21 protein-coding genes are annotated in these 21,395 nt (G+C 66.5%); 6 read left to right on the forward strand and 15 right to left on the reverse strand.

Annotated elements, in window-relative coordinates; translation table 11 throughout:
- Window positions 1-71: 71 nt before the first annotated feature.
- The 7 genes from F7R19_RS13875 to F7R19_RS13905 form a co-directional block, all read right to left on the reverse strand.
- Window positions 72-1,151: an HAD family hydrolase gene (locus F7R19_RS13875; protein WP_150980999.1), complete on the reverse strand. Its 1,080-nt coding sequence runs from the start codon at window positions 1,149-1,151 to the stop codon at window positions 72-74.
- Window positions 1,152-1,194: 43 nt separating this feature from the next.
- Window positions 1,195-2,331, reverse strand: coding sequence for a formylglycine-generating enzyme family protein (locus F7R19_RS13880; RefSeq protein ID WP_223506371.1), 1,137 nt, complete (start codon window positions 2,329-2,331; stop codon window positions 1,195-1,197).
- Between the two features lie 213 nt (window positions 2,332-2,544).
- A complete protein-coding gene (locus F7R19_RS13885) occupies window positions 2,545-3,675 on the reverse strand; it encodes a BatD family protein (protein WP_223506117.1) in 1,131 nt (376 codons plus the stop codon).
- Window positions 3,672-5,285, reverse strand: a complete 1,614-nt coding sequence (locus F7R19_RS13890; protein ID WP_150981001.1) for a VWA domain-containing protein — start codon at window positions 5,283-5,285, stop codon at window positions 3,672-3,674. Before F7R19_RS13890 ends, F7R19_RS13885 begins: the two co-directional genes overlap by 4 nt.
- A complete protein-coding gene (locus F7R19_RS13895; RefSeq protein WP_150981002.1) occupies window positions 5,282-6,298 on the reverse strand; it encodes a vWA domain-containing protein in 1,017 nt (338 codons plus the stop codon). The genes F7R19_RS13890 and F7R19_RS13895 overlap by 4 nt, the downstream gene beginning before the upstream one ends.
- Window positions 6,295-6,810, reverse strand: a complete 516-nt coding sequence (locus F7R19_RS13900; RefSeq protein WP_150981003.1) for a DUF4381 domain-containing protein — start codon at window positions 6,808-6,810, stop codon at window positions 6,295-6,297. The genes F7R19_RS13895 and F7R19_RS13900 overlap by 4 nt, the downstream gene beginning before the upstream one ends.
- A 163-nt stretch (window positions 6,811-6,973) precedes the next feature.
- A complete protein-coding gene (locus F7R19_RS13905) occupies window positions 6,974-7,780 on the reverse strand; it encodes an IclR family transcriptional regulator (protein ID WP_150981004.1) in 807 nt (268 codons plus the stop codon).
- A 141-nt stretch (window positions 7,781-7,921) separates the two neighbouring features.
- On the opposite strand from F7R19_RS13905, the gene F7R19_RS13910 reads away from it, so the two are divergent.
- From F7R19_RS13910 to F7R19_RS13925, 4 genes are read left to right on the forward strand one after another with little or no spacing between them, the layout of a single operon-like run.
- The gene (locus F7R19_RS13910; protein ID WP_150981005.1) at window positions 7,922-8,953 is read left to right on the forward strand and encodes a tripartite tricarboxylate transporter substrate binding protein; all 1,032 of its coding nucleotides are present in this window, start codon (window positions 7,922-7,924) and stop codon (window positions 8,951-8,953) included.
- A 39-nt stretch (window positions 8,954-8,992) separates the two neighbouring features.
- Window positions 8,993-10,516 carry a class I adenylate-forming enzyme family protein gene (locus F7R19_RS13915; RefSeq protein WP_150981006.1) on the forward strand — a complete coding sequence of 508 codons (1,524 nt, stop codon included), beginning with the start codon at window positions 8,993-8,995 and terminating at the stop codon, window positions 10,514-10,516.
- Window positions 10,513-11,313, forward strand: a complete 801-nt coding sequence (locus F7R19_RS13920) for a citryl-CoA lyase (RefSeq protein WP_150981007.1) — start codon at window positions 10,513-10,515, stop codon at window positions 11,311-11,313. Before F7R19_RS13915 ends, F7R19_RS13920 begins: the two co-directional genes overlap by 4 nt.
- Entirely contained in the window at window positions 11,310-12,119 is an 810-nt protein-coding gene (locus F7R19_RS13925; protein ID WP_061959810.1) for an SDR family NAD(P)-dependent oxidoreductase, read from the forward strand. Before F7R19_RS13920 ends, F7R19_RS13925 begins: the two co-directional genes overlap by 4 nt.
- A gap of 85 nt (window positions 12,120-12,204) precedes the next feature.
- Here F7R19_RS13925 and F7R19_RS13930 read toward each other — a convergent pair whose 3' ends face one another.
- From F7R19_RS13930 to F7R19_RS13950, 5 genes are all read right to left on the reverse strand, one after another.
- A complete protein-coding gene (locus F7R19_RS13930; protein WP_150981008.1) occupies window positions 12,205-13,536 on the reverse strand; it encodes a sensor histidine kinase in 1,332 nt (443 codons plus the stop codon).
- Window positions 13,533-14,213, reverse strand: a complete 681-nt coding sequence (locus F7R19_RS13935; protein WP_150981009.1) for a response regulator transcription factor — start codon at window positions 14,211-14,213, stop codon at window positions 13,533-13,535. Before F7R19_RS13935 ends, F7R19_RS13930 begins: the two co-directional genes overlap by 4 nt.
- Before the next feature lie 5 nt (window positions 14,214-14,218).
- Entirely contained in the window at window positions 14,219-14,596 is a 378-nt protein-coding gene (locus F7R19_RS13940) for a PepSY domain-containing protein (RefSeq protein WP_150981010.1), read from the reverse strand.
- A gap of 356 nt (window positions 14,597-14,952) precedes the next feature.
- Window positions 14,953-16,605, reverse strand: coding sequence for an S-layer protein (locus F7R19_RS13945; protein WP_150981011.1), 1,653 nt, complete (start codon window positions 16,603-16,605; stop codon window positions 14,953-14,955).
- A gap of 375 nt (window positions 16,606-16,980) precedes the next feature.
- Complete coding sequence (locus tag F7R19_RS13950) at window positions 16,981-17,949, reverse strand: SphA family protein (RefSeq protein WP_150981012.1); 969 nt, start codon at window positions 17,947-17,949, stop codon at window positions 16,981-16,983.
- A 377-nt stretch (window positions 17,950-18,326) separates the two neighbouring features.
- Between F7R19_RS13950 and serA the strand changes: the two genes are divergently transcribed.
- Window positions 18,327-19,532, forward strand: coding sequence for a phosphoglycerate dehydrogenase (gene serA, locus F7R19_RS13955; protein WP_150981013.1), 1,206 nt, complete (start codon window positions 18,327-18,329; stop codon window positions 19,530-19,532).
- Between the two features lie 48 nt (window positions 19,533-19,580).
- On the opposite strand, the gene soxR is transcribed toward serA, so the two are convergent.
- Window positions 19,581-20,153 carry a redox-sensitive transcriptional activator SoxR gene (soxR, locus tag F7R19_RS13960; protein WP_150981014.1) on the reverse strand — a complete coding sequence of 191 codons (573 nt, stop codon included), beginning with the start codon at window positions 20,151-20,153 and terminating at the stop codon, window positions 19,581-19,583.
- Between the two features lie 110 nt (window positions 20,154-20,263).
- Between soxR and F7R19_RS13965 the strand changes: the two genes are divergently transcribed.
- Window positions 20,264-20,692 (forward strand): RidA family protein, encoded by a 429-nt coding sequence (locus tag F7R19_RS13965; protein WP_150981015.1) that lies wholly within the window; start codon window positions 20,264-20,266, stop codon window positions 20,690-20,692.
- Between the two features lie 17 nt (window positions 20,693-20,709).
- Here F7R19_RS13965 and F7R19_RS13970 read toward each other — a convergent pair whose 3' ends face one another.
- Together F7R19_RS13970 and F7R19_RS13975 are read right to left on the reverse strand one after the other, a co-directional pair.
- The gene (locus tag F7R19_RS13970; RefSeq protein WP_150981016.1) at window positions 20,710-20,982 is read right to left on the reverse strand and encodes a hypothetical protein; all 273 of its coding nucleotides are present in this window, start codon (window positions 20,980-20,982) and stop codon (window positions 20,710-20,712) included.
- Window positions 20,983-21,043: 61 nt separating this feature from the next.
- Window positions 21,044-21,298, reverse strand: a complete 255-nt coding sequence (locus F7R19_RS13975; RefSeq protein WP_150981017.1) for a hypothetical protein — start codon at window positions 21,296-21,298, stop codon at window positions 21,044-21,046.
- Window positions 21,299-21,395: the final 97 nt, after the last annotated feature.

The following is a 21,395-nucleotide window of genomic DNA, read 5'->3' on the forward strand; positions in this document are numbered from 1 at the left end:
CGTCCCGAATGTCGAGGGCGTTCGCTTTACGGCGGTCATGTTGTCCTCCCGTTGAGAAGAGTGTCGTGCACTCAAGGTTTTGCGAACGGATAGATCTGCAACCAGTCCTGCTTCATGCTGATCACGGTCCAGCCACGCGCCAGCGCTTCATCGAGCGCGCGATCGAGCTTGCCGATCCTGGACTGGCGGTCGTAGGCGAATTCGCGCTCGGCGTCGTCGTGATGCACCAGCACTGCCAGCCGCTGGCCGGGGCCGGCCACCGTGTACTGCAGCATCTGCAGGTCGCCGTCGGAGTTGCCGACGGCCAGAATCGGGCGCCTGCCGATCTGGCGATAGATCCCCACGGGCTTGCCGGGGCCATCGTCGATGAATTCGAGCTTGGGGCCGCGCACCAGCGCCGGCTGGCCATTGCGTAGCTCATAGGTGACGGTCTGCGTGGAGCCGATCACCTGCTCGGGCGGAATGCCGTAGACGCGCTCGGCCCACGGCCGCATGAACTCGATGGTGCCGCCGGACACGATGTAGGTCTTGAATCCGTTGGCGCGCAGGTACTTGAGCAGTTCCAGCTGGGGCTGGTAGACCAGCTCGGTATAGGGGCGATTGAATTTCGGGTGACGCGCGCTTTCCAGCCACGCGCGAATCGTGCGGTCGTATTCGTCCACCGTCATGCCGCTGTTGCCGGCCGCAATCAACGGGAGCAGGTGTTTTTCCTCGCGCATCAGCGCATTCATGTCGTTGGCCATCAGCGCCTTGAATGCGGGATTGTTGTTCCATTCCGGATGTTTCGGCGCGGCCTGGCGGACCTGATCGAGCAGGAAGAAGAACTGGAAGTACAGCGGCTGTTCGCTCCACAGCGTGCCGTCGTTGTCGAACACGGCAATGCGCTCGGCCGGCGGCACGAAATCGGGAGAGCCCTCGCGCGTCACGGCATCGACAAACTTCAAGATAGTCTGGCGCGACGGGCCGTCCCGCCACGAAGACAAGGCGGCGGTCGCGTTGCCGGTCGATGCTGTCGATGTCGACGCGGCCGTTGGCGCCGTGGCGTTCGGTGCGGCGCACCCGCCCAGCGCGGCAAGCACCGCCGCGGCCAATACCGCGGCGGAGATCGCCCGGTGAAAACGTTTCAAGCCTCCTGCCACGGCAACTGGCATGCGTACGCCTCCTGACTGGATCGGAATGGTTTTATTGATGGTTTTATTTTTCGATCTGCCGCGCGCCAGCGGCTTGCATCGCCAGCGGGGCCTGCCTGCGCATGTCGGCCCAGCGGGCGTCGTCCATCACCAGGCGGAAGCCCAGGTGCGACATGCTGGTATAGGGATCGGTGCCACGCCGTGCGCTCGGGCGGTAGCTCAGGCAGAAATCCTCGTTGCACAGGAACGAGCCGCCCCGCGTGACGCGCTTGGGCGCCGTCACCGGGACGCCCGGTTCGCTCGGGTCCCATGAATCGCGCGGTCCCGCCGGGTTTTGCAGCACCGCCGTGGAGACGGCCTCACGGCGAAACTGGTCGGCGCGATACCAGTCGGCCACCCACTGCCACGCGTTGCCCGTCATATCGGCAAGCCCGTAGCCGTTGACCGGAAACGTGCCGACCGGGCTGGTGCTCACCGCGCCGCCAGCCTTGGCGCTGACCACGGGGAACGGCTGCACCTGCTGACCCTGCCACACGTTGGCCATCTGGCGGCCGTCCGGGGCAAACTTGTCGCCCCAGGTGTAGGTGGCCTGTTCCAGGCCGCCGCGCGCCGCGAACTCCCATTCCGCCTCGGTGGGCAGGCGTTTGCCGGCCCACTTGGCGTAAGCCTCGGCGTCTTCGTACGAGACCTGCACCACTGGATGGTTGTCCTTGCCGTCGATCGAGCTGCCGGGGCCGTTCGGATGCTTCCAGTCCGCACCGGGAACAAAGCGCCACCAACGCCAGTATTCGCGCAGCGGCACGGGGCTGTTGGTGCCGACGAACACCATCGCGCCGGCCACCATCGCGCTGTCTGGTGGACGCGGCGTGCCCGGCGGCAGTTGGACCTTCATGGTTTCCCAGTCGGGCGCGCGCTCGGCGGTGGTGACGTAGCCGGTGGCCGCCACGAACTTGCGGAACTGGGCATTGGTCACGTGGTGCTGATCCATCCAGAAACCATTCACATGCACCTTGTGCGCGGGCCGTTCATTGGCCTGCGCAAGCTTGTGGTCGCTGCCCATCAGGAAATCGCCGCCCGGTACGTGGACCATGCCCAGCGGCGCGTTGACGCCATCACCGGGCTTGATTTCGGCGGCGCCGGGGCTCGCGTCGCCGCCATGGGTTGCGTACCACCACGTGCCGCCCGCGCCTGCGGCAGCCATGCCGAGCACCCACGCGGCCAGCCAGGCGCGGCGTGGCCGTGTGGGCGTTGCCAAGGCTTCCGTCCTGCGTTGCCGCGCTTGTCCCATCCACGCTCCTTGCCTGATGTGCCTGACAGTCCGCTAGAGTATTGGTAGTGATCAGCGTTAAACGGAATGCAATCTTTTGGGTATTTGATGTTAGTGGTTTAGCCTTGATCAAATACGGTGCGGCTTTCAGGGATTCAGCGGCGGCAGCCAGGACCCATCGTGCGGACGGCTGCGGCGGGCTGGGCGCAACGGCCGCCCCACCCTTCCTGTGCGCCGCGTCCAGGCCCATGCGGCCAGCGCCAGCACCGCAAGGACGCCAAGGCAGCCAAGCGCCAAGCGCCCGTCGATCCAGTCCGGCCAGCGCAGCGGCGCGCCGCCCGCCGGCGCAAGCCCGAGCCCCGATGCAGCGCGGCCCACCTCCACGGTCACGGCGGGCGCATCGGCATGCAGTTGGCTGCCGGTGGACGCGTCGTACCAGGGCACCGAGATCGCCGGAAGCGTGTAACGACCGCTGCGTTCAAACACGTAAGTGATGTTTTCCACGCGCCGCCCGCCTGTGCTGCCGGCCGGCGCATCGCCTGTGCCAGATGCCGCGTCCGAAAGCACCGGCTCGGCCCGGAACACCCGCACGCCGCGCGGCGCCGAGACGGGCGGCGGCTCGATCATCATGGCCTGCGCCCCCGGCGCAAAGATCGTGACGGTACGCACCACGGCATCGCCCGCATGCAGCGTCGCATCCTTGCCGGTGACCGGCCGGTCGAACTGCTGCTGGACGAACAGGCGGACCGCCGGCAAGGTCGATCTTGCCGCGGCAGGCGCTGACGCCGCAGCGGTCTGCCCCGCCGCGCGCACGGTTGTTGCCGGCAGCACCACGCTGCCCTCGCGCGGCTTGCCGTCGTCGCCGGCATAGGTGAAGCGAATCGTCGGCGTCGGCAGCGCAAACTCGCCACCCGTTTGCGGCGTCAGCACATAGGTCTTGGTGATACCGGCGTAGCTGACGCCGCCAATAGTTTCGGTGGCATTGGCGCCGCGCTCGTCGGGCATCGTGATCACCGCGCCGGGCACCTGCAGCGTCGGAAATACCGGTGCCGACAGAAAGAAATTCGGCGCGAGGATCGTCACCTGTACCTGCACCGCCTGGCCCGCCACCACAGGCTGTTGGCCTGCCACGTGGACGCGAATCGCGGGCGCCGCGGCTTGGGGCGCGCTTGCGGGCGCCGCGGCTTGCGGTGCGCTTGCGGGCGCTGCGGCCTGCACTGCCTGTGCGGCGCAGGTGCTCATACACAGCGCCAGCGGCAGAATCGAGCGCATCGTCATGGCTTACCCTGTTGCAGCGCAAACTTGCGCGCCAGCATATCGGTAGGGGAGGTCTGTATCGCGCGCATCCACATCTCGGCGTTCTGTTGCACCAGCCCCATGCGCGGCTTGTCGTCGCCGGGCGGCGCAGGCGGCTTGCTGGCGTCGTATTCGATCTGGTCCGGCTTGAGATCCGGCGGCTCTTCCTCGCCTTGCTGGTTCTTCTTCTGCGCCTCCTGCTGCTTCAGTCGCTGCTGCACGGCGGCAAGGTTGCGCATTGCCGGCTGCCAGCCGGGACGCAGCTGCAATACGCGCTGGTAGCGCGCCACGGCCTCCTTGTACTTTTGCTGCTGCGCCAGTGCGTTGCCCAGATTGAACTGCGCGTCGGGCGAATCGATGGCCTCGAAGGTCCGCGCCGCCTGCGCGAACTGTCCCGCGCGATAGAGCGCCACGCCGCGCCACATCGGATCCTGGAACAATGCGGCGGCACCGGCGTAGTCGCCGTTTTCAAAGGCGCGCCGCCCCTGCTGGTCGCGCGTCAGCCACAGATCGCGGAACTGCCGCGCAGGCGCGGCGGCACCTGAAGGCGCATCGGCGGACGCGGCTTGCGCGCGCGTCTCGACCGGCGCCCAGCCGACACACAGCGCCAGCGCCACGCCCGCCACCCAGCGGATGGTCCAGCCCTTGCGGAACCACAGCACTGCCAGAAATGCGATCGGAATCGTCAGCGGCCAGCCGGCATCGTGCCAGCGCAGCGTATCGGGCGAGCTCGCCGCTTCGACGTGCGACTGCACGTGGCGCTGCACCCAGGAGATGTCGTCGTCGCTGGCCGCGGTGATCTCGGCGACGGGCACGCCGGCGTCGCGCAAGCCATGCAACGCGGCGACGTCGAGTCCTGGCGCCGAACCATCGCCGCCCTGCAGCGGTCCGCCTTTCGCCGTGCCGATGGCTAGCACCACCAGCTGCGTTCGTTGGCGTTTGCCGCGCAGCGCCTGGATCGCGCTGGTCTCCACGCCATCGGTCATCAGCAGGATGGTGCCCGGCACGGGCTCGCGGTCGAGCGCTTCGGCGATGCGTTGCACGGCCAGCGCGGTGTCCTTGCCCGGCACCGGCATGATGCGCGTCTGCAGCGCGTCGACAAAGGTTTGCAGCAACGCCGCGTCGTCGGTCAGCGGCAACACCATGTGCACCGAGCCCGCATAGGCATACAGCGCGGTCTTGCCGCCCTCGCGCTGCGCCAGCAATGCCTTGATCTTGAGCTTGGCGCGCTCGAGCCGCGTGGGCGTGACGTCGATCGCGTTCATGGTCGGCGACAAATCCACCGCAATCGCCAGCGGCGCCTTGTCGGCAAGAAACGGCGGCCGTTCGCGCTCCCATGTCGGCCCGGCCAGCGCCACCGCCGCGAGCGCCAGCGCCAGCGCGGTCAAATGCACGGGGCGCACCGCGCGATGGCGGCGCTCGCCGACCACCAGCGCGTCGAGCAGATGGGGCGCAATCGTGCCGCGCCAGCGCCGCCGCACATCGCCATGCCGCTGCACGGCCCAAGGCAGCCATGCCGCGGCAATCAGCACCAGCAGCCACCACGGCCGCAAGAAGTGAAACTGGGCGATGGCATCGAACAAATGACTCATGGCGCGGGATCCCGGCGCGGCGCGGGCAGCGACGACGCTGCGCTCCAGCGCGCATAGCCGGCCATCGCAAACTGATACGCCAGCAACAACAGCACGGCCGCACCCAGCGGCCACATGAACAGTTCGCGGCGCGGGCGCCAGCTCAGGGTCTTCTCGCGGTGCGGCGTCACGCGGTCGAGCGTTGCATAGATCGATGACAGCGCGGCCTGGTCCGCGCCGAAGAAATAGCGTCCTTGCGTGGTGCTGGCGATGCGCTGCAGCATGCCCAGATCGACCTTCTGCTCGCCGGTAGCGGACGGGTCGCCAATGCCGACGGTATGAACCACCACGCCGCGCGATCGCGCGATTTCCGCGGCCTGTGCGGGCGGCATGCGGCTGGCGGTATCGTTGCCGTCGGTCAGCACGATCAGCACCTTCTCCTGCGCATGGCTGTTGTCGAACAGCTTGATGCCCAGCCCGATGGCATCGCCCAGCGACGTGCTGGCGCCGGCCATGCCCGGCACCATGTCAGCGATCAGCGTGCGCACCAGCGCGTGGTCCAGCGTGAACGGCGCCAGTGGATACGGCGCGTCGCCAAACACGATCAATCCGATGCGATCGCCGGGCCGATGCGCCACGAAATCGCCGACGACCTGTCGCACCGCCTGCACGCGCGCTTCGAGCACGCCGGCCGGATCCTTGAAGTCGCGCGTATCCATCGATTGCGACAGATCGAGCGCCAGCAACAGGTCGCGCACGGGCTCGTTCTTGTAGATCGGCGGCTCGAGGAATTGCGGGCGCGCCAGCGCCACCACCACCAGCGTCCAGGCCAACGGTGCCAAAAGATGCTGCACGATGTTGCGATGCGGCACATGCGCGCCGGCCGCCGGCTTCAGGCCCGCCGCATCGGCCACTTCGCCAAAGAACGGCAGGCGTACCGATGCGCTGGTTTCGCGATACGTTGGCAGCCAGCGCCAGACCGCCAGCGGAAACGGCAGGAGCACGAATAGCCAGGGATAGGCAAAGGCGATCATGCGCGGCCTGCGTCCGGAACAACGATACGGTGCCCGGCGATCCAGCGCCGGCAGGCTTGCATCGCGGCGTCGGCCTGTTGCGCGGACCAGCCCGCCAGCGCCGCCGCATCGGCAGGTGCGCAGCGATACTCGGCTTCGATCAGCGTGGCCAACGGCGGCACCGCATCGGCGGCGCTTCCCGCGTGCGCGAGGAGAAACGCGCGCCACGCCGGGCCCGACAGGCCCGCCACCGCTTCGCGCGGCCAGACCGCCAGCACGGTGCGCTTGAGCAGCGCGGCCATCGACAGCAACGCGGCGGCGCGCGACGCGGCGTCCGCCTGCATGGCCGCGCGCAGGCGGGCCAGTTCGGCCTGCGCCAGACGGCGATAGCGATTGGCGCGCCAACGTCGCCAGGCACGCCAGCCGACGCCGCACAGGATGGCCAGCAGGCACAGGCCCAGCACCAGCCAGGCAGTCGTTTGCGGCCACCAGGATGGCGGCAACGGTGTGACGATATCGGCCAATTCGGTCACCCTACGACTCCCCGCAGCGCCGGCCAGCCGGCATGCGCGCAGAGTAGCGCGTTGCAATGCGAATCCGAATTAAGAGTTTTGAGAATGTCTCTTCAGGGATTTGGTCACGTCAGATCCGGCGATTTGCGATTGCTGCACCAGCGCTGCACGGGCCGACTAGCGTCTAGAGTCCTTTGGGCAGCAGCGTCTGCACTGCCTCGCGCATCACCCGCGCCAGCAATTGCTGGCGTTCGCGCGGCATGCGCGCCAGCGTGGTGGCCACACTGATGCCGGCCACCGGTTCGCCATCGCGATCGTGCACGGCCATGCCAACGGCCAGCGCGCCGCGCGTGGCATGGTTGCCGATCACCGAATAGCCGCGTTCCCGCGTGGCGCGGATCAGGATGCGCATGCGGTCCGGCGTCATGCCGCCGTACTGGCCCAGCACATCGGCATTGGCGGCGATGACTTCCGCCACGGTGGGATCTGGCAGCGCGGCCAGCAACGCAAGCCCAGCGGCGCCTACGCCGAGCGGCTGCCGCGTGCCGACCTGGATCACCAGCACCTGCACCGGATGCGTGCCCACCTGGCGGGCGATGCAGCGCGACAACGCGCCATCGCGCACCACGCCGAAGGCCGCGTCGCCGCATGCGTGGCTCACGCGCGCCAGCACGGGCTTGAGCCGTTCGGCCAGTGCGGTCGATTCACCGCGCTGCGGCAATGCCGCGAGCCGGCCGCCCACCGTGTAGTGGAACCGCCCGCGCCGTGCCACGTAGCCGCAATCGATCAGCGTGGTCAGCAGCCGATACACGGTCGGGCGCTCCAGACCGGCCACACGGCATAGATCCACGACACGCAGACCATCGCGGCCAGCCGCCAGGATCGCGTCGAGCAAGTCCAGTCCGCGCCGCAATGCGCGCGTGCCGTCTTCGGCGGTGGGTTTTGAATCGTCCGCCAGGCGGACGTTTCGATTCGCAGCACGAGCGCTCATGAGGAAGAATTTTTCAGGCCGGAAACGCAGTCCGCAGTATGCCGCAGATCCGCAGCGGCACGATCTACGGCGGCAAACTGCCGCGCGGAGGACCACAAGACGGGACGCATCCGGCCACGTCAAAAACAGGAGACAACCATCATGAACATATGGAATGCGGCGCGCCGGCGCCTGCTCAGCCGTGCCATCGTCGGCCCCCTTGCCCTGCCCCTGGCGCTTCCGCTGGTGGTTGCCAGCGTGCTGGCGGCCGGCATGCGGCCCGCTTTGGCCGCCGACGCATATCCCTCGCGCCCGGTGAGGCTCGTGGTGGGCTATGCGGCCGGCGGCGCCACGGATGTACTGGCGCGGCTGGTGGCCGTCAGGATGGGCGAAGGGCTCGGGCAGCCGATGGTGGTGGAAAACCGCGCGGGCGCCAACAGCAACGTCGGCGCGGAAGTCGTCGCCAAGGCCGTGCCGGACGGCTATACGCTCTACGTCTACACCATCGCCAACACCATCAACGCCACGCTGTACGACAAGCTGGGCTACGACCCCGCCAAAGATTTCGAACCGGTCGGCATGATCGCGCGGATTCCCAACGTGCTGGTGGTCAACCCCAAGCTGCCGGTCAAGACCGTGGCCGATTACGTGCGCTTTGCCAAGGAATCTGGGAATGGCGTGACGTTCGCATCGTCGGGCAGCGGCTCTTCGATCCATCTGTCCGGCGAGATCTTCCGCAGCCGCAGCAGCGCCAACATGCTGCACGTGCCGTACAAGGGCAGCGCGCCCGCCGTGACCGATCTGCTGGGCGGCCAGGTGCAATCGATGTTCGACAACGCGCCATCGGCGCTGCCGCATATCAAGGCGGGCCGCCTGCGTGCGATTGCCGTGACCAGCGCTCAGCGCATGCCGTTGCTGCCCGACGTGCCGACCGTGGCCGAGTCGGGATTTCCCGGCTTCGACGTGCAGTCGTGGTTTGCCATTGCCGCGCCGGCGGGCACGCCGCGGCCGGTGGTCGACAAGCTCAATGCCGCGCTGAACAAGGCGCTCAATGCGCCTGACGTGCGCGAGCGCATGCGCGATCTGGCGGCCACGCCCGAACCCGGCACGCCCGAGCAGTTGCGCGCTTTCATCGCTGCCGAACTCAAGCGCTGGCACGACGTGGTGAAGCAGTCGGGCGCGCGCGTCAACTAAGTCCATTCAACGTCGCTCCGGCGTCGAACGAGGAGTCTCATGTTTCCGATCGATCTGTTCTGGCGGGCCGCCGATCGCTGGCCCGACAACATTGCCATCGATGCGCCCGACGGCAGACTGCGCTATCGCGATCTGGCGTCGCAGGTAGCGTCGCTGGCCGCGCACTTTCTGGCGCTGGACCCTGCGCCGCAGAGCCGCGTCGGCATCTGCGCTGGCAATTCGGCGCAGCATATCGTCGCGCTGCTGGCGGTGCTGGCCAGCGGCAAGATCTGGGTGCCGCTCAATCCGAAGAGCACGCAGCCCGAATTGCGCCGCATCGTCGATGCCACCGAACCGAGCATCGTGGTGCTCGACTCCGGCTGCGCGCCGTTGCTCGAAGGCGCCACAGGTGCGTGGCTGTATACGGATGCGCCAGCCACGCGCGCCGATTCGCTGGCGGCAGCCATTGCTGCACACCCCGAGGCGGCGCGCCCCGCGCTCGATCTGGGCCGCGACGACACACAGGCCATCAAGTTCACCGGCGGCACTACCGGCGCGCCAAAAGGGGTGATGCAACCCTATCGCGCGTGGATGGCGAACATCGTCAACCAGATCCACGCATGGGGCTTCACGGCGGCCGATCGCTACGTGATGGCCGCGCCGATCACGCACGGCACGTCCACCTACGTGATGCCGATCCTCGCGCAAGGCGGCTGTCACGTGATCATGGAAGGGTCCGGCGCCGAGGCCGTGCGCGCTACCTTCCGCGATCGCGCCGGTACGGTGTGCTTCATGCCGCCGACGCTGATCTACATGCTGATGGCGCTGCCCGGCACATCGCGCGCGGACTACCCCGCGCTGCGCCGGCTGATCTACGGCGGCGCGCCGATGCCGCCGGAAAAGATCCGCCAGGCGCGCGCCTTCTTCGGTCCCGTGGTGGCCACCACTTACGGCCAGACCGAAGCGCCGCAGTTGCTGACGGTAATTGCACCCGAGGATTTCGAGGACGAGCGCAATCTCGCCTCGGTGGGTCGCACCACCTGGTTTAGCGAAGTCGCGATCATGGCGCCCGATGGACGGCGCCTGCCGGCCGGCGAAGTCGGCGAAGTGGTGGCGCGCGGAGACCTGGTCATGACCGGTTACTGGCAGCGCCCTGACCTGACCGCGACCACCATCGTCGATGGATGGCTGCACACCGGCGATCGGGGCCTGATCGACGCGCGCGGCTACCTTTACCTGAAGGATCGCCTGCGCGAAGTGGTCATCACCGGGGGCTTCAACGTCTATCCGATCGACGTCGAGAACGCACTGGGCCAGCATCCCGCGGTGCACGAATGCGCGGTGTTTGGCGTGCCCGACGACAAGTGGGGCGAAGCGGTCCACGCCGCCGTGCAACTGCTCGAGGGCAGCCAGGCCAGTGCCGCCGAACTGATCGCGTTCGTGCGCGAAAGGCTTGGCCCGGTACAAACCCCCAAGCAGATTCATTTCCACCACAGCCTGCCGCGATCCACGGTCGGCAAAGTACTCAAAAACACCGTGCGTGACCACGCGCTGGCCGCACTGAAGTCGGGAGAACCCTCATGAGCCAAACCCACAAGCCGGTGACCCGGCTCTGCACGCATACGCTGACCAGCCTGCACTATCGCGACGCCGACCTCGTGCAGGAGCTGATGGGCAAGAAGACGTTTACCGAGGTGATGCTGATGCAGATCCTGGGCCGCACGCCGCGCGCCGTGGACATGCGCATCACCGATGTAGTGCTGATCGTGCTGATGGAACACGGCCTGACGCCGAGCGCCATTGCCACGCGGCTGATCTACATGAGCGCGCCGGAAAACCTGCAGGGCGCGGTGTCGGCGGGTCTGCTGGCGGTGGGCAGTTCGTTCGTCGGCACGATGGAAAACTGCTCGACGCTGCTGGACCGCATCCTGGCCGCGCCGGACCCCGACGCCGAGGCGCTGGCCATCGCACGTCACTTCAAGGAACGAAAAAGCGCAGTGCCCGGCTTCGGCCACCATCTGCACAAGCCGGTCGATCCACGCGCCTACAAGCTGCTGGAACTGGGCGAAGCGGAGGCCGAATTGGCGGGCGCGCATATCGGCGCGCTGAAGCGCTTGTCGGCCGCTGTCGACGAGGTGGCTGGCCGCGCCATCACGATCAATGCCACCGGTGCGGTGGCCGCGCTGCTCGGCGAAATCGGCGTGCCAACCGCGGTTATGCGCGGATTTGCCGTGATTTCGCGCGCGGCCGGCCTGGTCGCACACATCGTCGAGGAGCAGCAAAGCCCGTCGGGACGCTATATCTGGGATGTGGTCGAAGACGCGATTCCGTATGTGGGCCAGGGTGGCGGCGGCCACGCGCCGCACGGGGACGCATCGTGAATGCGCTGCCATTGAGCCTGGCGGGCCGCACCGTGTTTGTGGCGGGCGGCGGATCGGCTGGGCCGGGCTGGAGCATCGGGCGCGCGGCGAGCGTCACCTATGCGCGGCTGGGCGCACGCGTCTGCGTGGCCGACCGCGACGAGGCGTCTGCCGCGCAGACCACCGCACTGATACGCGCCGAGAACGGTATCGCGCAAACGTTCGTCGGCGACGTGGCGATCGAAGCCGATGTCGAGCGCATGTTCGCCCAGGCGCGCGAGCATTTCGGCGACATCGACGTGCTGCACCACAACGTCGGCATCGGCAAGACAGGCGGCCCGCTTGACACCGACATCAAGGACTTCGACGCCGCGCATGACGTCAACGTGCGCAGCCTGCTGCTCACGTCACGCCAGGTGCTGCCGGCGATGTGCGAGCGTGGACGCGGTGCGATCGTCACGATCTCGTCGGTGGCCGGGCTGCGCTATCTCGGATACCCCCATCTGTCCTACTGTGTGACCAAGGCAGCGGTGATCCACTTCACGCGGATGATCGCGCAGCAGTACGCGGCGCAAGGCATCCGCGCCAATTGCGTGGTGCCCGGCCTGATCGATACGCCGCGCATTGCGCATACCGTGGCCAAGCAATTTTCCCCGGACAGCCTCGATGAAGCGCGCGCCGCGCGCAGCCGGCAAGTGCCGCTGCAACGCATGGGCACGGCGTGGGACGTAGCGCATGCGTGCGCGTTTCTGGCCTCCGATGCGGCGGCCTATGTCACCGGCACGGAACTGGTAGTCGACGGCGGACTCACCGGCAAGTACGTATAGCGATGATGCGGGCGGTAGGACGTTGAACGCGGAACGCTTGCCACTCCGCGCGCCGCCATGGGTCAGTGCATCGCCCGCGTGCCAGCTATCGGGATGCGGCCGGAAAGCGCAGGTTGACCATTAGCCCGCCCATCGGCGACTGCGCGAGATCGAGCGCGCCGCCATACAGCGCGCTGACATCGCGCACGATGGCCAGGCCCAGGCCGCTGCCCTGCGCCGCTTCGTCGAGACGCGCGAACGGCTGCACCGCTTGCGCCATGACGGCCGCCGGCATGCCCGGCCCGTCGTCTTCGATGCGGATTTCAATCTGCCCGTCGCGTTCCGCCAGTGTCACGCCAATCGCGCCGCGCGCCCATTGCCACGCGTTGTCGAGCAAATTGCCGAGCATTTCGACAAGATCCTGGCGATCTCCCGCGAAATGGGCGTCGCCGTCGATGCGGACGTCGATCGGATGCGCAGCGTGCAGACGTTTAAGCGCGCGCACCAGTTCGTCCACCACGGGCCGCACCGGCACACTGCCGCGCCCCGCTCCACCCGCGCCCGCCGCGCGTGCACGCGCCAGATGCCGATCCACCTGCCGGCGCATCGCATCGACCTGCTGCATTACGCCGTGGGCTGCGGGGGCCGGCAACGACTGCGCGCTGTTGGCCAGAATCGCCAGCGGCGTCTTGACCGCATGCGCCAGATCGGCCGCCTGCCGGCGCGACCTGTCGATCGCTTCCTGATTGCGCTGCAGCAGCGCGTTGATCTCGTCGACCAGCGGCTGCACCTCCACCGGCCACGCGCCAGACAGCGTCGCCGCACGGCCGGCATGAAAACCGGCCACGGCGGTGCGCAGGCGGCCCAGCGGCGACAGTCCGAAACGAATCTGCGCCCACACCGCGCCGAGAATGCCCACGCCCAGCACGGCAAGCGACAGCCACAGCAAATGACGGAACGAACGCTTGGCCTGCCGCAGCTCGGTGCGGTCTAAAGCCACGGCGATATCGACGAAAGCGTCCGCGCCGGCCAGTTGCAGGCGGCGCGTCTTCACCAGCAGCGATTGCGCCTTGGGGCCGATGCGAATGTCCGCGCCGCCCTCCGGCACACGGCGCTCGATGGCCACCGGAATGTCGACATCCCACAACGATCGCGAGCGCAGCGTCTGGGCGCCCGACGACGCCTGCCAGTACGCGCCCGAATACGGGAGATCGAAGCGCGGATCGGCTGGCTGGCGCGTCAGTTCGAGCTGGCCGTCGTTGCGCCATTCGAGCGCGGCGGCAATGCTGTTCAGCTCGCGGTCCAGCTCGGCGACATAGGTGCGGTCGACATGGCGCGCGAACAGTGTTTCGAGCAGCCAGCCGGTCGTGCATAACGTACCGACACTCCACAGCGTGGCGATCAGCAGCAGGCGGCGGGCAATCGACGTGCGCTTCATGCGGGCGCGGCCGGTTCGGCGGGCGGCCGCATGCGATAGCCGAGGCCGCGCACGGTTTCGATGACATCGACGCCGAGCTTCCTGCGCAAACGGCCGACGAACACTTCGATCGTATTGCTGTCGCGGTCGAAATCCTGCGCGTAGATGTGCTCGGTCAGGGTGGTCTTGCTAATGATCGCGCCCTGGTGATGCATCAGGTAATCGAGCACCTTGAATTCATGCGCGGTGAGCGTGATGGGCGCGCCGTGCACGCTGACCTGTCCCGTGCCGGGCGCCAGCAGCACCGGGCCACATGACAGCGTGGGCGAGGTGCGGCCGGCCGAGCGCCGGATCAGCGCGCGGATGCGGGCCAGCAGTTCCTCGGTGCGGAACGGCTTGGTCAGGTAATCGTCGGCCCCGGCGTCGATGCCCTCGACCTTTTCGACCCAGCCGTCGCGCGCGGTCAGGATCAGCACCGGCACGTCGTTGCCGGCCTGCCGCCAGCGCTTGAGCACGCTCAGCCCGTCCAGGCGCGGCAGGCCAAGGTCGAGCACGACAGTGTCATAGGGATGTTCGGCGCCCAGATGTGCGGCCTCTACGCCATCGGCCGCGTGATCGACCGCATAGCCCGCCTGGCGCAGCGCAACGGCAAGCTGCTGCGCTAGCGTGGCTTCGTCCTCGACTAGCAGGATCCGCATGGGCGTCAGGGCTTGCGCGCGCGTTCGAGGTCGTGGCCCTTGGCCTTGATCAGCCGGCCGTCGCGCGCGTCGTATTCGAGCTTGGCGATGGTGCTGGTGGGCAGCAGCAGCTTGACCTCGTAAGTCCAGATGCCGTCGTCGCGATCAAGCTTGACGTCGATGACATCACCGGCGTACTGGCGCGAAACGGCATCGAGAATGCGCGAAAGCGGCAGGATTTCGCCGGAACGCAGCGCGGCGCGGGCGCGGTCGGCATCGGTGTCGGCATGCGACACGCCAGCGGCGCCGACTGCGCACAACGCCGCCAGCAGGACCAGCGCGCGCAGCGCGCCGCGCGTCCGGGCAGTAGTCCGGGCAGTAAAAGGAAGGAGCGGAAAAGTCATCGGCAGCATTGTGCGCACGGCAACCTGAACCGCGGCTGAACGGATTGCTCAGGCCTCATTCAGGTGGGTGTACGCATCATGCCATCAAGAATCCTGAAACGGATGCAAAACAACGTACCTCGCCATGCCACCACCCGCCAGCCGCCCCGCCCTTCGCCAAGCTTCAAGCCAAGCCCTTCGCCCAGCGCTTGGCCCGCCTGTCCGCCCGGCGACGTCCCGATCGCCCCGCACCAGCCGGCTGCGCCGCCTCTGCGCCGCGCTCGCACCTCTGGCGCCGCTGGCGCTGGCGATGGCCGGCGCCGCGCTGCCGTTCTGGTATCAGACGTTGGGACAGTGACGCAGCGCGGCGGCGGAGCTTAGGAGCCGACCGTCACAAACACCGGATTCGAATAGAACCAGAGGTCGTTGTAGTTGCGCGCGTTGATCGCGTCGAAACGTGCCTGGTCTTCCGTCACCGTGGTCCTCAGGTCTGGCAGCGGATTGCCGTTGGACGTTTCGCCGGGCACATTCATGCCCAGATTGGTGCCGCGCAGGCGGAAATACTGGTTCTTCGTTGCCTTGTACGTGTAGGTCACGGTGTTGTAGCCGTCCTTGTCCTGCTTCCAGTCAGCCGCGGTAAACGTGGCGATCACCTTGGTGGAATCGTTGGTTTCCTTGCTGTAGCCCGGCGTCCCCGCCGCCGCGCGCGGCGTGACATCGCCCGCGATCAGGTCGATGTGGTCCACCACGGGACGCTTGTTGACATTGACGCCGCCATTGATCGGGTACTCGTAGTTGTTGCGGTCGGGACTCTTGAAGCGGATCGTCACGGTAACCGTATCGCCCGATTTCGCCTTCAGTTCTCCGCCCATTTCGCCCTTGCCGTTGCCGCTGGCGAGATTGAAATCGAGCGCGTTGATCAGGTCACCAAACACCGAGAACATCTTGCCCGAGCGCACGCCTTCGAGCACACCCTTGATGCCGGTGTACTTGTTGTCGATCCAGACGTAGGTCTTGGCGTACTCACCCGGGAAGTACCCGCTGCTGTTGGCGCCGATGGTCTTGAAGTGATGGTCGGAATCGCCCACGTTCCAGAAGCGGCGGCCGTCGCCGAGCAGTGCGTCCCAGATGCCGCCAACTTGCGCGACCACGTAGTCCACCCCGCCATACACGCGGTTCTTCAGGTTGGCATCGATGTAGCTCGTGGCGTAGCCGCCGCGATCGGGTTCCATCTGGTTGCCGACCATGCCTTCCACGCCAAACACGATGTTCGGTGCGGTGTCGTTGAATTCGCGATAGTCGGCCGCAGTGTATTTGCCGTTGTTGCGCGACGGGTGATTGATCAGTGCGTAGCTGGTGTCCGGATAGTTGTCGCGCAGCCACGCCACGGCCTTCACGGCATCCGCATGCGTGCTGGAGGCGCGCGTACCGGTGGCATTCCAGTTGGCAACGTCGACCGGATCGAACTGGGTGTCGGGTCGGCTGGTGAAGTAGTACTCGAACTGGTTGGACGCCTTAGTCGCGGTGGCCAGCGGCGAGCCCGTGAAAATGCCGACGTTCATATGGTCGTGCGTCGGCATATCCCATTCGAAGGCCGAGAAGATCAGCTTGCTGGTATAGCTGCCGTTGACCTGCAACTGGCGCACCGCCGGGATTTCATACTGGGCCATCGCCTGCGAGAACGGCAGCGGGCCGCCCACGATGTTCGTGCCGTTCTGGTCGCGCGTGGAAGGCCGCAGGTGATTGGAGATCGCGGTCCAGTCAAGGTTGTTCTTGACCAGCGCCTGGTCCAGTACATCGACGAGCTTGCCCTGGGCGTCGTCGGACTCGATCGTATGGACGTGCAGATCGCCGGTGGTCCATTTGCCAGTGATTTCGGCGGCCGGTGTGGCTGGCGTGGATGGCTGGTTCGCCGGTGGCGCGGTTGTTCCACTGTTGCTGCTATTGTCGTCGCTGCCGTTGCAGCCGTAGAAAGCGAGTGCAACCGTCATGGCTGCTGCACCGCCAAGTGCGGACTTGATGTAACGCATGAGACTTCCCCGATAACCTTCTGATTTTTATTGACCCTTCAGCGCGCAGCTTCGGCCTTGGGTCAGCGTCGACGTCTCGGCGCTGCCCCCCGGTCCAGCCACACTGGCAAGGCAATTTGAGGGCGCGATCATGCGGGATGCGCGTTTCAAGGAAATGAGATTTTTGTGACTTCTTGGTGACTTTGGTTGTTTCATCAATGACAGAAATCGGCCGTCGTCTCAGCGATTTTCTCCCCCCGCGCGGGAAGACAAACCAGCATTCAGACGCGATTTCCGGAGACCAATGAGAAACGCCACCGGGCCTGTGTGGCGCCGGTGGCGTGGGTCGTGTGATGGGGGAAAAACGGCGCGGGCCGATATGCCCGGCCGGTGCGATCAGAACACGAGCGTGGCGGTGGCCTGTACGGTTGCCGTGCTGTCCAGCCGGTTCTTGCTGGCGACGGTCGGCACCCAGCGGAGGCTCATCGACAGCGGATGGTGTCCCAGCTTGGTGTCGTAGGTGACGATCGGACCGATGCTGAAGTCGCGGCCGCGGAAGCCGTTGAGACGATCGGCGGTAGGCCCGCTGTCGTCGCCCAACTGCTGCACCGTGCCCATGACGATCCCGGCGCCCAGGTGGCCAAACTTCTTCACGCCCATGACGTCGAGCGTGAACAGCGGCGCATTGTGGTAGTTGGTGTCGTTATTGCGCGTGTAGAACTGCAACGCGCCCACTGCATTGAATTCGAGCCCGTACGCCGGCATCAGATGCGTGAACGCAACCTGAGGCACGAAAGTCCAGACGTTCAGCCCCGGATTGGAAAGCGAATTCTTGTCGTATTGCCCGGTCGGCGCCCAGATATTGAAGCTCAGCGACATATGGCTGGTCTTCGAAAAATGGTAGCCGGCAATGATCGGGCTGAAATACAGGTCGTAAAGGTTGGACGATCGGTCCGAATTGCCGCGTGAGAAAGTGCCACCGGCAGGGCCCGTGACCACCAGATTGGTCCTTGCGGTGGTCCAGATGTATGGCAGCGTAAACGCCGAGGCAAAGTTCCACGCGCCCGGGCCGGTATCCCAGACTTTCATCATCGTGGCCAGCGTCAGCGAGAGCTTGCCGTCGATACCCGCGGTCGTGCGGCCCCCGACCGGCACCGGCCGGCTGCCGCCGATCGATCCGTCCAGGTAGATCTCCTGAAAGTTGGCGATCCAGACCGGCTGGTCGGGCACCACGCCGGCGTTCGCAGTCACGCTGGTACCGGCTACCGGGCGACCGAGCGCACCTTCGGTGGCGTGCCCGGCGATCGGCGCCAACAGCGCTCCCGCAGCGAGCGCAGTCAGGGTGGCGGTACTGGCGCGTTTCATCGATATCTCCCGAAAACAGGGGGTTGGAGCATGGGGGCTGGATCGCCCGTGGGCGATGCGAAGCCAGCATCGTCGCAGATTCCGCGCCGAATGGAATTTAGTTTTCTGGAAAAGCGAGTTGAATCATTTAGCGGCATCGGCGCGCGAGCCGTGGTCGAAAAACAGCCTCTGCAATCGGTAAAACTGCGGCCTCGATGAATGCCGCGTCGGATGCTTCGGCCGATGCCGCCGCGCGTTGTCGCCATATGCCGGCCGGCCCGCGGTTTGCCCACGTCGCCAGCACGGTTAAGCGTCGGTGATATGGTGTGACCGTGCGCGTCCGGGACAGGACGCCTGATCTGCCTTCTCAACCCTCCTGACAGCCGTTTTCCTCCCTCATGGCCAGCGCTCTCCTTCTCGAAAACATCCACGCCAGCGCGCAACAACTGCTGAATCGCCACCATATCGATATCGCCACGCAGGGCAAGGCCCTGGCCGGCGACGCGCTGCTCGGCGCGGTGCGCGACCACGAATTGCTCGGCATCCGCTCCGCCACGCACCTGACCGCGCAAGCCTTCGCCAACGCACAGCGCCTGCTGAGCGTCGGCTGCTTCTGCATCGGAACTTCGCAGGTAGATCTCGGCGCGGCGGCCCATGCCGGCATCCCGGTGTTCAACGCGCCGTTTTCGAACACGCGCTCCGTGGCAGAACTGGTGATTGGCCAGGCCATCATGCTGATGCGGCGGATTCCTGAAAAGAGCCGCGCCGCACATCAGGGGCAGTGGCTGAAGACGGCCAAGGGTTCGTTCGAAATTCGCGGCAAGACCATGGCCGTGATCGGCTACGGCAATATCGGCGCGCAGGTTGGCATCCTGGCCGAGTCGATGGGCATGCGCGTGGTGTTCTACGACATCCGGCCGCGCCTGTCGATCGGCGGCGCGGTGCCGGTGCACGCGCTGGAGGACGCGCTGGCGCAGGCCGACGTGGTGACACTGCACGTGCCGGCCACGCCCCAGACGCGCAATCTGCTCGATGCGAAAGCGCTGGGCGCGATGCGGCGCGGCGGCATCCTGATCAATGCGTCGCGCGGCACCGTGGTGGACATCGACGCGCTGGCAGCGCTGCTGGACAGCGGCCACCTCGCCGGCGCCGCAATCGACGTGTTTCCCGAAGAGCCGCGCAGCAATGCGGATCCGTTCGTCTCGCCGCTGCAGGGCAAGCCCAACGTCATCCTGACGCCGCATGTCGGTGGCAGCACCGAAGAGGCGCAGGAGAACATCGGCGTGGAAGTGGCCACCAAGCTGGCCAACTTCCTGGAGACCGGCGCGACCATCGGCGCCGTGAACCTGCCGCAGATCCAGCCCGCGCCGCTGGCCGCGCCGGCGCGCGTGCTCAATATCCATTACAACCGGCCCGGAACGCTGTCGCACTTCAATCAGGCGCTGGCCGAAATCGGCGCCAATATCGTCGCCCAGCAACTTCAGACCGAAGGCGACATCGGCTATGCGATCACCGACATCAGCCTGGTGCCGCCCGCAGGCTGGGCCGAGGCGCTGATGCAGGACGATGCGTTCATCCGCACGCGCGTTATTGCAGGCAACTGAGCGCGGGCCACTGAGCGATCTGACGTAGCGGCGGGTGCAGCCTCGCCGCTACGCCGTCCCGCCTTTCTTCGGCCGGGACGCTCCTTCGTCCAGATGGGCGCCCGGCCCTTCTCCCGCCAGCATGTCCTGCGGATTGCGCAATGGACACGCTTTCAGCGAGAGGCATCCGCAGCCAATGCAGCCGTCGAGCTGGTCACGCAGCATCGTCAGCATGCGGATGCGGGCGTCGAGGTCCTCGCGCCATGCCGCGGACAGACGGCGCCAATCGGCCACCGTCGGGGCCTTCCCAGCGGGCAGCCGCGCAAACGCATCGGCAATCACCGCCAGTGGCAACCCCATGCGCTGCGCCACGCGGATCACGGCCAGCCGGCGCAGCATGGCGCGCGGATAGCGCCGCTGGTTGCCGGCACTGCGTGAACTGGAAATCAATCCTTTCGATTCATAGAAGTGGAGCGCCGACGCTGCCACGCCGCTGCGCTCGACTACTTCGCCAATGCTTAGCGGATCGCGCGGCCGCAGGATGCGCGCGGGCGCGGCGTTTCTGTGGTCCGCGGTGGACGCCTGGTTGTTTTCGGCCGGATTGCGAGCGTGGTTGACCGGCGCGGCGCGCTTGCTTGTCATCGAGGCTTCCCACTGTGTCTGGTAATGCCCCGCATGGTAGCGCAGGAATGATTGACCTCAAGTGCACTTGAGGTTTGATACTGCGCCTCTTCTTACCGAGGATCTTTGCCATGCAACTGCAATCGCCCCGCGCGCCGTATCTTGAATTCATCAATCCGCCCGATCTTTACGACCCGCGCCTGAACGGCTATTCGCATGTGGCGGTGGCCCATCGGCCGGTCCGCATCGTGTTTGCCGCGGGCCAGGGCGGCGAAGACATGGCGGGCGGATTGCGCGCGGACTTTGTCGCGCAGGTCAATCAGGCGCTTGCCAACCTGCGCATTGCGCTGCAAGCGGCAGGCGCCGATATCCCTGACATCGCCAAAGTCACCGTGCTAGTGGTCGATCATTCAATGGAGCGTCTGGCGATTTTCAGCCGCGCATGGCAAGCGCTGCTGGGCGACTGGCCTACGCCGGCGTGCACGCTGATTCCCGTGCCGCGTCTGGCGCTGGACGGGATGCTGTTTGAAATCGAAGCGATTGCCGTGCTGCCGGAATAGCGCACGGCACGATCGGTTCAAGGACGTTTGGAGGGCGCCGTCTTTGGCGCGGACGCCGGATAGTCGTAAGTCTGCGCCGCCGACGCGCCCTGGTTGACCGCAGGGCCGCTGCCGTGGACACGGCTGCCGTCCTTGCGCACGCCAGTACTCGGCGCGCCGGGTGACACATCGGAGGCGGCCGTGCCGGGCGCGCGATTGTCCACCTTGGGTGTCTGCGAAGGCATCTGCGCCCATGCCACCGAGCCCAGCGCCAGCGCCGCCATCGCGGCCATCGTGTGTTGCCATGTCATTCGCATCGTGCGTCTCCTGAAAGGGGCTGCTTGATCGCCGGTTTGTAAGGCCTGCTTGCCGCTACGATCGTTCTAGATCATCGGTCTCGGGCGAATCGCCTGCGACGCTCGCTGCCTTGCCGCCTTGCGAAGCCCGCGCGTCATCGCGTGACTCGCGCTGCGCCGCCGCTGCGGGCTGAGCGCCCGCGTCGGCCCGCGAGCCTTCGTTGCCTGCCGTCTCGGCACTACCTTGCGATCCATTCTTGTCCAACTCATCGTGCGCCCGACGACGATCTCGCTGGCGTCGGCGGCGGGTTCCGGCATAGGCAAAGGGCATGGACATCTCCTTGTTATTCGTATGAATGAACGGACTTCCAACGTTGCCTTCGGTGGCGCCGCAGCCGTAGATCAGGCTGTGACGCCACCGATCAATG

Origin of the sequence: Cupriavidus pauculus (genome assembly GCF_008801835.1) — a bacterium.
In the GTDB taxonomy this organism is placed as follows: domain Bacteria; phylum Pseudomonadota; class Gammaproteobacteria; order Burkholderiales; family Burkholderiaceae; genus Cupriavidus; species Cupriavidus pauculus.

What these genes read in the sequence shown, in the direction of transcription:
- F7R19_RS13935 (WP_150981009.1), bottom strand. Translation starts at nt 14,213, where the DNA reads ATGCGGATCCTGCTAGTCGAGGACGAAGCCACGCTAGCGCAGCAGCTT.
- F7R19_RS13945 (WP_150981011.1), bottom strand. Translation starts at nt 16,605, where the DNA reads ATGCGTTACATCAAGTCCGCACTTGGCGGTGCAGCAGCCATGACGGTT.
- F7R19_RS13895 (WP_150981002.1), bottom strand. Translation starts at nt 6,298, where the DNA reads ATGATCGCCTTTGCCTATCCCTGGCTATTCGTGCTCCTGCCGTTTCCG.
- F7R19_RS13950 (WP_150981012.1), bottom strand. Translation starts at nt 17,949, where the DNA reads ATGAAACGCGCCAGTACCGCCACCCTGACTGCGCTCGCTGCGGGAGCG.
- F7R19_RS13970 (WP_150981016.1), bottom strand. Translation starts at nt 20,982, where the DNA reads ATGACATGGCAACACACGATGGCCGCGATGGCGGCGCTGGCGCTGGGC.
- serA (WP_150981013.1), top strand. Translation starts at nt 18,327, where the DNA reads ATGGCCAGCGCTCTCCTTCTCGAAAACATCCACGCCAGCGCGCAACAA.
- F7R19_RS13910 (WP_150981005.1), top strand. Translation starts at nt 7,922, where the DNA reads ATGAACATATGGAATGCGGCGCGCCGGCGCCTGCTCAGCCGTGCCATC.
- F7R19_RS13940 (WP_150981010.1), bottom strand. Translation starts at nt 14,596, where the DNA reads ATGACTTTTCCGCTCCTTCCTTTTACTGCCCGGACTACTGCCCGGACG.
- F7R19_RS13965 (WP_150981015.1), top strand. Translation starts at nt 20,264, where the DNA reads ATGCAACTGCAATCGCCCCGCGCGCCGTATCTTGAATTCATCAATCCG.
- F7R19_RS13975 (WP_150981017.1), bottom strand. Translation starts at nt 21,298, where the DNA reads ATGCCCTTTGCCTATGCCGGAACCCGCCGCCGACGCCAGCGAGATCGT.
- soxR (WP_150981014.1), bottom strand. Translation starts at nt 20,153, where the DNA reads ATGACAAGCAAGCGCGCCGCGCCGGTCAACCACGCTCGCAATCCGGCC.
- F7R19_RS13905 (WP_150981004.1), bottom strand. Translation starts at nt 7,780, where the DNA reads ATGAGCGCTCGTGCTGCGAATCGAAACGTCCGCCTGGCGGACGATTCA.
- F7R19_RS13875 (WP_150980999.1), bottom strand. Translation starts at nt 1,151, where the DNA reads ATGCCAGTTGCCGTGGCAGGAGGCTTGAAACGTTTTCACCGGGCGATC.
- F7R19_RS13890 (WP_150981001.1), bottom strand. Translation starts at nt 5,285, where the DNA reads ATGAGTCATTTGTTCGATGCCATCGCCCAGTTTCACTTCTTGCGGCCG.
- F7R19_RS13885 (WP_223506117.1), bottom strand. Translation starts at nt 3,675, where the DNA reads ATGACGATGCGCTCGATTCTGCCGCTGGCGCTGTGTATGAGCACCTGC.
- F7R19_RS13930 (WP_150981008.1), bottom strand. Translation starts at nt 13,536, where the DNA reads ATGAAGCGCACGTCGATTGCCCGCCGCCTGCTGCTGATCGCCACGCTG.
- F7R19_RS13915 (WP_150981006.1), top strand. Translation starts at nt 8,993, where the DNA reads ATGTTTCCGATCGATCTGTTCTGGCGGGCCGCCGATCGCTGGCCCGAC.
- F7R19_RS13920 (WP_150981007.1), top strand. Translation starts at nt 10,513, where the DNA reads ATGAGCCAAACCCACAAGCCGGTGACCCGGCTCTGCACGCATACGCTG.
- F7R19_RS13880 (WP_223506371.1), bottom strand. Translation starts at nt 2,331, where the DNA reads ATGGCTGCCGCAGGCGCGGGCGGCACGTGGTGGTACGCAACCCATGGC.